The 9,055-nt window shown below is 64.6% G+C and carries 9 protein-coding genes; 5 read left to right on the plus strand and 4 right to left on the minus strand.

Annotation, left to right across the window (positions count from 1 at the left end):
• Positions 1–23: 23 nt before the first annotated feature.
• A complete protein-coding gene (gene rplI / locus JJC00_RS23035; RefSeq protein WP_200468211.1) occupies positions 24–629 on the plus strand; it encodes a 50S ribosomal protein L9 in 606 nt (201 codons plus the stop codon).
• A gap of 36 nt (positions 630–665) precedes the next feature.
• On the opposite strand, the gene JJC00_RS23040 is transcribed toward rplI, so the two are convergent.
• The 3 genes from JJC00_RS23040 to JJC00_RS23050 form a co-directional block, all read right to left on the minus strand.
• Complete coding sequence (locus JJC00_RS23040) at positions 666–1,133, minus strand: PaaI family thioesterase (RefSeq protein WP_200468212.1); 468 nt, start codon at positions 1,131–1,133, stop codon at positions 666–668.
• Positions 1,130–1,741, minus strand: coding sequence for a TetR/AcrR family transcriptional regulator (locus tag JJC00_RS23045; RefSeq protein WP_200468213.1), 612 nt, complete (start codon positions 1,739–1,741; stop codon positions 1,130–1,132). Before JJC00_RS23045 ends, JJC00_RS23040 begins: the two co-directional genes overlap by 4 nt.
• Before the next feature lie 104 nt (positions 1,742–1,845).
• Entirely contained in the window at positions 1,846–2,877 is a 1,032-nt protein-coding gene (locus JJC00_RS23050; RefSeq protein WP_200468214.1) for a hypothetical protein, read from the minus strand.
• Positions 2,878–3,156: 279 nt separating this feature from the next.
• Here JJC00_RS23050 and JJC00_RS23055 point away from each other — a divergent pair, with 279 nt between their 5' ends.
• From JJC00_RS23055 to alr, 3 genes are all read left to right on the plus strand, one after another.
• Positions 3,157–4,407, plus strand: a complete 1,251-nt coding sequence (locus JJC00_RS23055; protein WP_200468215.1) for an SAM-dependent methyltransferase — start codon at positions 3,157–3,159, stop codon at positions 4,405–4,407.
• Positions 4,408–5,168: 761 nt separating this feature from the next.
• Entirely contained in the window at positions 5,169–6,680 is a 1,512-nt protein-coding gene (locus JJC00_RS23060; protein ID WP_200468216.1) for a replicative DNA helicase, read from the plus strand.
• 46 nt (positions 6,681–6,726) lie between these two features.
• On the plus strand, positions 6,727–8,004 hold the full coding sequence (alr, locus tag JJC00_RS23065; protein ID WP_200468217.1) for an alanine racemase: 1,278 nt from the start codon (positions 6,727–6,729) through the stop codon (positions 8,002–8,004).
• Positions 8,005–8,016: 12 nt separating this feature from the next.
• Here the strand turns inward: alr and JJC00_RS23070 are convergent, their stop codons facing one another.
• Positions 8,017–8,235, minus strand: coding sequence for a cysteine rich repeat-containing protein (locus tag JJC00_RS23070; protein ID WP_200468218.1), 219 nt, complete (start codon positions 8,233–8,235; stop codon positions 8,017–8,019).
• A gap of 41 nt (positions 8,236–8,276) precedes the next feature.
• On the opposite strand from JJC00_RS23070, the gene JJC00_RS23075 reads away from it, so the two are divergent.
• A complete protein-coding gene (locus JJC00_RS23075) occupies positions 8,277–9,047 on the plus strand; it encodes an exodeoxyribonuclease III (RefSeq protein ID WP_200468219.1) in 771 nt (256 codons plus the stop codon).
• The last annotated feature ends 8 nt before the right edge of the window (positions 9,048–9,055 follow it).

A 9,055-nucleotide genomic window follows, 5' to 3' on the forward strand; every position in this document is an offset into this window, starting at 1 on the left:
AGAGCACTTCAAAGGAGACGAATATGGAAGTCATTTTGCTGGAACGCGTGAGCAAGCTCGGCCAGATGGGCGAAGTCGTGAAGGTTCGCGACGGCTATGCCCGCAATTTTCTGCTCAAGCGCGGCAAGGCGCTGCGCGCCACCGCCGACAACCGCGCCAAGTACGACGGCATGAAGGCCGACCTCGAGGCTCGCAACCTCGAGAGCAAGGGCGAGGCAGCCAAGGTCGCCGAGAAGATCGAAGGCAAGAACATCATCGTGATCCGTCAGGCCTCTGAAGCCGGTCAGCTGTTCGGGTCGGTCAACGTGCGTGACATCGTCATGGCGTTCGAAGCCGACGGCGTTTCACTGTCCCGCCCGCAGGTCCAACTCGACGCACCGATCAAAACCATCGGCAGGCGCAGCATCACGGTTGCGATCCACCCCGAGGTCGAAGTCGAGATCACCGTCACCGTGGCGCGCAGCCAGGACGAGGCCGAGCGCATCAACCGTGGCGAGGACATCTCCACCCGCAACGAGGACCGCGACGCGGCCGCCGAGGCGATTGCCGCCGCCGGCGAGTTCTTCGACCCGGAAGCCCAGCACGACGAGGTCGAGCCGGCACCGGCTGCGGAAGAGACCGAGAAGTAAGCCTCGCCTCTATGCAGGCTGCGAAGCCCGGCTGCCTCAGGCAGCCGGGCTTTCCGTTTTTGCACCGACATCCTCGCTGAGCATCGCGATCGAGGCGAGTGCGGTTGCCGTGTGCTTCTCGACGCCGTCGCTGACGCAGAACACGTCGGCCGCGACCACGGAAACCTGACGGCCCGGTTTGATCAGCCTCGCACGGCAGATCAGCTTGTCGCCGACCGCCGGCGACAGCAGATTGAGCTTGTACTCCGCCGTCAGCGCCGGCTGGCCGCGCGAGGTGGCCGCCGCAATGGTTGTGGCATTGTCGACAAGGAAGGCAGTGACGCCGCCGTGGAAGAAGCCGTGCTGCTGCAACAGCTCCGGCCGGCGCTCGACCGCAATCGTGCAGGTGCCCCGCGACAATTCCGACAGCTCGGCGCCGACCAGGTTCATAAAGCCCTGCCGGCCGACATTGGCGTGGATACGCTCGGCCACGGCTGCGAACTCGGGATCGGCCTCGTTGCTCATGCCCCTGCTCCTTGCTTGTTGTTGACGCACCCGGGCGGCACCAGCACACGGATGGCGCAGGCGATCAGCGTGTCCGCCTCGCCGCGCGGATCGGCGCGATCGCGCCCAGAGAGAAAGGCCCGGCAGAATATCTGCGCGGGGCCGATCAGCTGACTGACGAACATCAGCGGTGTCATCGGCCGAAGCTCGCCGCTCGCGACCAACGGCGCGCGCCAGCGCTCGATGCCTTCGGCAAGCCGCGCATTCTGCGCACGCTGGGCGTCGCGGACGTCCTCACCCCACTCGTTGCGTGATATCTCGAAGAGATAGCGCGCCTCGCGGCGGCTCAGCACGACCCAGTCGAGATGGGCGCGGATCAGGCGATCAATAGCCTGCTCCGCATCTGGAGCCTGATCGAGCGCGGCAAGCATCGCGGCGTGATAGTGCCGCAGAACCTCCAGGAACAGCGCGCCGGCAAGCTCCTTCTTGGAGCCGAAGACATGAAAGAAGCTGCCGTTGGAGGCACGAGCCTTGGCGCGGATCGCGGCCACCGTCGCGCCTTCGAAGCCCGACCGGTCGAACACCGCGAGCCCCGCAGCCAATAGATCGTCGCGAACGCCGGATGACATCGCCACCTCGTAGAGTCATACTCTAGAGTAGTGCTCTAATGGCGGTCAAGACGATACGGAGGCCGCGCTGGGCGCGGCCATCGCAGATCGAGGGAATTTTCGGCTTATCGCGAGATCGGCGGCGCCGGCGGACCGGAGGACTCGGCGGGTGCGGGTGACGGCGCCGCGGCGGGCGCAGACGGCCCCGGCTCTGCCGGCTTGGCCGCCGGCTCGGAGCTGGGCGCGGGCTCGGCCGGTTTGGAGACGGCCGCTTCCGCGGGCTTGGGCGCAGCCGGTTCTGCCGGCTTTGCGGCCGCCGGCGGGGCCGGTGTCACCTGCGGCACCGGATCGGGGCGCAGCGCCGGCGTCTCGCTGCTGCTCGGCTCGACCTTGGCGCTCTCCGGCTTGGCCTCTGCCGGCTTCTCGGCCGGCTTGAGGTTGTCGGGCTTGGACTCATCACGGCCGGAATCGACCTTGGCGCTCTCGCTCGTTGGTTCAGTGTTGGGTTCGATCTTCGGTTCGATCTTGGGCTCAGTTTTGGAATCGACCTTTGGCTCAACCTTCGGCGCGGCTGCGTCGTCCGTTTCCGGCTTGCCGCGCTTGCTCAAGCGCTTGCTTTTGCGCCCCCCGGGCGGTTGTTCGGTGGTGGCCTCGGGCTTTGCGCCTTCCTTGGCGCCCTCCTCGCTCGGCCGCGCCGCCCGCTTCTGGCGGCCTTCAGACGCGGGGCTAGCAGCGCCGCTCTCGCCTTCCGGCTTGGCGGCCTCCTGCGAGCGCTGGCGGCGACCTTGATGCTCTGGCGACTGCCCCGGACTCGTGTTGGCGTCCTTCTCCTTGGCGCCGTCCTTCTTGTCCTTGCCACCATCCTTGGACTGGTAGCGGGCGTCGGTGGCACCGTTGGAGATGAGGTACGAGGCCAGCACGCCGGCCATGTCCGGGCTGGTCGTGTAATGCTGACGCAGGAAGCCCGGCAGCGAGCCCGGCGCCACTGTCTTCAACAGACCTCGCGGGCTCTTGTGGCAGGCATTGCAGGTCTGCGCGAAGATCTGGGAGGGGGCCTTGCCGGCCTCGAGGTTCGTCGCCTGCGCGAGAGCGGCATCGGGGGCGCCGAAGCCGATCAGAAACAGCACCGTGGCGAGACTGAGCGCTCGGCTCGACATTCCCATCATCTCCATTGAAATCCGACAGATACGGCCGGCATGCGGGCGCGGCGGCGGCCACCTTTTAGCCGATTGCGCCGCGAATGGAAGCGCACTCGTCAAGCATGTGGTCCCGCAATTTTCGAATATCGGGTTTGAACACAACGCATTAGCGGCCCGGGAATAGGCTGCCTAGATTTACATGCGAGCGCATGGGAACCAATATATTCTCTCAGGCGTGGATATGTGACGGCCGGATTTAGCCGCTTCTTTTCGGGTTCGCTCGAGAGGTGTGTGTCGATGGACCGCTTGTTGCCTAAGTTCTTGTCCCAATTCATCCGCCGCGGGTCGATGACAGTGACCACGGCAGGCGGAATGACATTCACCGTCGGCGACGGCTCCGGCGAGCCGGTCGAAGTCCGCTTCCTCACTGCCGACGCGCAAAGGAGAGTCCTCATCAATCCCGAGCTCGGGCTTGGCGAGGCCTATATGAACGGCGAGTTCGTTGTCGAGCGGGGCAATATAGCTGATGCCCTCGCGATCGTGCTTGCTCAACCCGACCTGCTGCCGCAATGGGCAAAACCCTGGTGGTACCTGCGCTATCTCGTCCGGCACCTGCGGCAGTTCAATCCGCGGGCACGCGCGCGCCGCAACGTCGCGCATCACTACGATCTCGATGCGAGGCTCTATTCGCTCTTCCTCGATGCCGACAAGCAATATAGCTGCGCCTATTTCGAGACGCGGGACGCCACGCTCGACGACGCGCAGCTCGCCAAGAAGCGGCATGTCACTGCAAAGCTGCTGGTCAGTCGCGGCCAGCGCGTGCTCGACATTGGCTCAGGCTGGGGCGGACTCGGCCTCTATCTCGCCGAGATCGCAGGCGCCGACGTGACCGGCGTGACGCTGTCGACGGAGCAGTTGCAGATCGCGAACGCGCGCGCCGCCGAAAAAGGCCTGACGCGACAAACACGCTTCCTGCTCGAGGACTATCGCGACATCGAAGGCCCATTCGACCGCATCGTCTCGGTCGGCATGTTCGAACATGTCGGAGCCAAATTCTACGACACTTATTTCAAGCGTTGCGCCGAGCTGCTCAGCGATGACGGCGTCATGCTGCTGCACTCGATCGGCCGCTCGCAGGGGCCGGATTCGACCAATCCCTGGATCGCCAAATACATCTTCCCAGGCGGCTACATCCCGTCGCTGTCGGAAGTGCTGCCCGCGATCGAGGACGCCGGTCTATTGGTTTGCGACGTCGAGATCCTGCGCCTGCACTACGCCGAGACGCTGAAGGCCTGGCGGGAACGTTTCATGGCGCGGCGCGAGGAAGCCGTGCAGCTCTATGACGAGCGCTTCGCGCTGATGTGGGAGTTCTATCTCGCCGCCTCCGAGATGACGTTCCGCAAGCAGGGCATGATGAACTTCCAGATCCAGCTGACCAAGCGCCAGGGCGTGGTCCCGATGACCCGCGACTATATCGCGCACGAAGAAGCGCGGCTGCGCGGCCTCGAGGGCGGCGCCGTGCCGAAGCTGAAGCTTGCTGGTGAATGAGTTCTAGTGATGCAGGGTCGAAATCGGCGAAATCCGGCAAGACGCCGGTAACGCTAGCTGCGCACGCAAGGCCGCGAGGGTTTCGGGCGCGATCGGCAATCGCGGCTGCTCGGGCCGCGCGGCATGCTCCATGGCCGCGATCAGTCCGGACAGCCAAAGCCGCCTGCCAGCGTCGCTTCGCCAAACCTGTAGCCGCCGTTCTGGCCGCATCGCTTGCCTCGTCTCCCCAGTGGCAGGTTATGGGAGACAATCCCCTACCCGCTAGTCCTGTTCCGGAGGTACCCCGAAAGAATCCGGGGAGATGTGATCTGCTTCACATAAGTCTGGTTGGTCCTGGCCTAGATCGTCGCCATGAGCAAAGAGACCCAAACCTCATTCGACGTGCAGGACGACCTCCGCACCGATTACGCCCTGATCGCCACCGGCGTCGGCGCGGCCCTGGTTGCGCTGGTCTACCTCCTGCTGGTCTGAAACCCGCGCCGAAAGCGGCCAGCGTGCGTCATTTCGCGCGCTCTTTGATACGTCTGCGCCTCAATCCATAAGGTTCACGGCATCCGGATTTTTCCGTGGTGCGGCCGCGGCCACTTCCAGCGCCGGGCGCGTTCCACGAAAATCCGTCAAGCGCGGCGCTTGCTGCGACCGCTAATCATCCACCATTTTAATGATCGGTTGATAGCGACGAGCTTTTGCTTCCGCTTCGGGCCGCGTCGGCGTTTTATCCCGGCCCCGCATCCGCCCCAGAAAATTGCTATCGCTCGATCATGGCCCTGACTGATTCGAACGTCCTCAAACTCGCGCCCGAACCCGGAACTCCCGCTTATCGGAGCGCGCCGCATAATATCGAGGCTGAACAAAGCCTTCTGGGCGCGATTCTGGTCAACAACGACGCCTTCTATCGTGTCTCCGACTTCCTGGAGCCGAAGCACTATTTCGAGCCGCTCCACCAGACCATCTTCGAGACCGCCAGCAGCCTGATCCGGATGGGCAAGATCGCCACGCCGGTGACGCTGAAGACGTTCCTGCCTGCCGACACCGACGTCGGCGGCATGACCATCGGCCAATATCTGGCGCGGCTCGCGGCCGAGGCGACCACCATCATCAATGCCCAGGACTATGGGCGCACCATCTACGATCTTGCGCTGCGTCGTGACCTCATCGGCATCGGCGAAGACATGGTCAATGTTGCCTATGACGCGCCGGTCGATTTCGCGCCGCGGGCGCAGATCGAGGACGCCGAGCGCCGCCTCTACGAGCTTGCCGAGTCCGGCCGCTATGACGGCGGATTCCAGAAATTCTCGCAGGCGTTGGCGGTCGCGGTCGATCTCGCGGCAAAGGCGTTCCAGCGCGACGGAAAGCTGTCCGGCATCTCCACGGGTATGCGCGACCTCGACACCAAGATGGGCGGCCTGCAGTCCTCCGACCTCATCATCGTGGCCGGACGCCCGGGCATGGGCAAGACGTCGCTGGCGACCAACATCGCCTACAACGTCGCCAAGGCCTATGTCGGCGAGCTCCAGGCCGACGGCACAATGAAGGCCGCCAATGGCGGCGTGATCGGCTTCTTCTCCTGCGAAATGTCGGCTGACCAGCTCGCCACGCGTATCGTGGCCGAGCGCACCGGCATTTCCTCCTCCCACATCCGCCGCGGCGGCATCTCGGAAGCCGATTTCGACAAGATCCGGGAAGTCTCGATCGAGCTGCAGTCGCTGCCTTTCTATGTCGACGCGACCGGCGGCCTGTCCATCGCGCAGCTGATGGCGCGCGCGCGCCGGCTGAAGCGCCAGAAGGGCCTCGATCTGCTCGTGATCGACTACATCCAGCTGCTCTCCGGCTCGGGCAAACGCGCCAGCGACAGCCGCGTGCAGGAAATCACGGAGATCACGACCAGCCTGAAGGCGCTGGCGAAGGAACTCAACGTCCCCGTGATCGCACTGTCGCAGCTCTCGCGTCAGGTCGAATCCCGCGAGGACAAGCGGCCGCAGCTCTCCGACTTGCGTGAATCCGGATCAATCGAGCAGGACGCCGACGTCGTGCTGTTCGTTTATCGCGAGGAATATTACCTCGCGATGAAGGAGCCACGCCCGGGCACGCCCGAACACGAGAAATGGCGCCTGGACATGGACCTTGCGTACGGCAAGGCCGAAGTCATCATCGGCAAGCAGCGCCACGGCCCGACGGGCACCGTGGATTTGGCGTTCGAAGCCTCGGTCACGCGGTTCGGCGACCTCGCGCCTGACAGCCAGCTGCCGGCTCGCAGCGGCAACGACTACTGAGTTCCTTGAACCGGACCTGCCTCTTGCGTAAAACGGCGCCATGACAATGGCGTCCGACCCGAACATGATCCCGCGATCCGGCCTTCTCTCCGCGGAGGCCAATCAGGCTGCCGCGCTCGCTGCTTACGGCGGCGTGCTCACCGTCGATCTCGACGCCATCATCGCCAACTGGCGCAAGCTCGAGAAGACCGCCGTGCCGGCCGAGTGCTCGGCCGTGATCAAGGCCGATGCTTATGGCTGCGGCACCGCGCAGGTCGCGCATGCGCTGAACAAGGCCGGCTGCAAGACCTTCTTCGTCGCCACCATCGAGGAGGCGCGCACGGCCCGCGCGGCGCTACCGGACGCCACGATCTATGTGCTCGGCGGCTATTTCCAGAACACCGGCGAGCACTACGCCAAGATCAACTGCCGTCCCGTGATCGGCGATCTCAACGAGCTCGCCGAATGGGACGTGTTCTGCCGCCGCACCGGCTGGTCCGGGGGCGCTGCGATCCATATCGACACCGGCATGAACCGGCTCGGGCTGACGCTTGCGGAGGCGCAAGCCATCATCCCCCGCATCAATGCCGGCGATCATGGCATCACGCTGGTGATGAGCCATCTGGTCTTGGCCGAGCAGCTCAACAGTCCCGTCAATGCCAGGCAGCTCGCGGCCTTCCGCGGCATCGCCAGCGAATTCTCCGGCGTGCCGGCGACGCTTGCGAATTCGTCAGGCATTTTCCTTGGTGCGCCCTTCCAGTTCGACCTGGTCCGGCCGGGTGCCGCGCTCTACGGCGTCAATCCGACGCCGGAGGCCGACAATCCGATGCAGCCCGTGGTCGATCTCAAGGCGCGCATCGTGCAGATCCGCACGATCGAGCGCGGCGATAGCGTCGGCTATGGCGGCACCTGGACCGCGCGGCGACCGACCAAGCTCGCGATCATCGCGGTTGGCTATGCCGACGGCTATTTCCGCGCGGCCAGCTCCAATGACGGCACCCGCGGCGCCGAGGTGATCGTTGCCGGCAAGCGCTGCCCGGTGGCGGGCCGCGTCTCGATGGATCTGATCGCGATCGACATCACCGACCTTCCGCCGAACGCGGCGCGGCGCGGCCATCTGGTGACGCTGCTCGGCGAGGGCATCACCGTCGACGAGTTGGCGCATCATTTCGGCACGATCGGCTATGAGGTGCTGACCAGCCTCGGCCATCGCTACGCCCGTGTCTACAAGGGCGGCAATGTCGTGGAACCGCTGGCAAAGCCGGAGCCCGCGCAGGCGGGCGAACAGCCGCCCTCCCCGCCGCCGGTCGAGCCGCCGGCAAGTCCGCCGCCGCTGCCGGGCTGAGCTGTCAGCCGCTTACTTCTTTTTCCTGCTGTCCAGCGCTGTCTTACAGGTCGTGCTGAGCTGATCGCGCTTGCCGTTGAGGCAGGCCACGATGCCGCCGCCGGGCGCGATGCCGGCGCAGAATCTGTCGTAGTCCGCCTTGCATGCGCCGCGTGGATCAGCCGATTGTGCAAAAGTGGCCCCGGAGAGTGCGACGACGAATGCGATAGCGGCAAAGCTCAACTTGGACATTGTATCTCCGGTGTCGGGACGTACGAGGCGATCAGCTCTACATGAAGATTGCGACATTCAACATCAACAACATCAACCGCCGCCTGCCTAATCTGCTTGCATGGATGCGCACGGCGAAGCCGGATGTCGTCGCACTCCAGGAGTTGAAGGCAAGTGATGGCGAATTTCCGGCAGCGGCAATCGAAAAGGCCGGCTACGGCGCAGTCTGGCGCGGACAGAAGACCTGGAACGGCGTCGCCATCCTCGCCCGCAATGCCGAGCCTATTCTCACCCGCGACAGCCTACCGGGAAAGCCCGGCGATCTCGAAGCCCGCTACATCGAGGCCGCCGTGTGCGGCATCATCGTCACCAGCATCTATCTTCCCAACGGCAATCCACAGCCGGGACCAAAGTTCGATTACAAGCTCGACTGGCTTGCGCGGCTGAAGCGCCACGCCAAGACCTTCATCAAGCAGGACCTGCCCGTGGTGCTCGCCGGCGACTACAACGTCGCGCCTGATACGATCGACATCTATCCGACACGCTCATGGGACAAGGATGCGCTGATCCAGCCGAAAAGCCGTGCGGCGTTCGCATCACTGGTCGAGCAAGGCTGGTGCGATGCGATCCGCGAGTTGCACGGAGACAAGCGCGTCTACACCTTCTGGGACTACAAGCGAAACCGCTGGCCGCGCGATGCGGGGCTCAGGCTCGACCACCTGCTGCTCAGCCCCGCCCTCGTCTCACGCCTGGCAAAGGCCGGCGTCGACAAGCAAGTGCGCGGCGAGGACGGGGCGAGCGATCATGCGCCGGCATGGGTGGTGCTGAAATAAGCGAAGCG

This window comes from Bradyrhizobium diazoefficiens, assembly GCF_016616885.1.
GTDB classification, from domain to species: domain Bacteria; phylum Pseudomonadota; class Alphaproteobacteria; order Rhizobiales; family Xanthobacteraceae; genus Bradyrhizobium; species Bradyrhizobium diazoefficiens_F.

Bases quoted from the DNA above. Each gene is read 5' to 3' on its own strand.
- rplI (WP_200468211.1), top strand. From the start codon at position 24: ATGGAAGTCATTTTGCTGGAACGCGTGAGCAAGCTCGGCCAGATGGGC.
- JJC00_RS23040 (WP_200468212.1), bottom strand. From the start codon at position 1,133: ATGAGCAACGAGGCCGATCCCGAGTTCGCAGCCGTGGCCGAGCGTATC.
- JJC00_RS23045 (WP_200468213.1), bottom strand. From the start codon at position 1,741: ATGTCATCCGGCGTTCGCGACGATCTATTGGCTGCGGGGCTCGCGGTG.
- JJC00_RS23050 (WP_200468214.1), bottom strand. From the start codon at position 2,877: ATGTCGAGCCGAGCGCTCAGTCTCGCCACGGTGCTGTTTCTGATCGGC.
- JJC00_RS23055 (WP_200468215.1), top strand. From the start codon at position 3,157: ATGGACCGCTTGTTGCCTAAGTTCTTGTCCCAATTCATCCGCCGCGGG.
- JJC00_RS23060 (WP_200468216.1), top strand. From the start codon at position 5,169: ATGGCCCTGACTGATTCGAACGTCCTCAAACTCGCGCCCGAACCCGGA.
- alr (WP_200468217.1), top strand. From the start codon at position 6,727: ATGGCGTCCGACCCGAACATGATCCCGCGATCCGGCCTTCTCTCCGCG.
- JJC00_RS23070 (WP_200468218.1), bottom strand. From the start codon at position 8,235: ATGTCCAAGTTGAGCTTTGCCGCTATCGCATTCGTCGTCGCACTCTCC.
- JJC00_RS23075 (WP_200468219.1), top strand. From the start codon at position 8,277: ATGAAGATTGCGACATTCAACATCAACAACATCAACCGCCGCCTGCCT.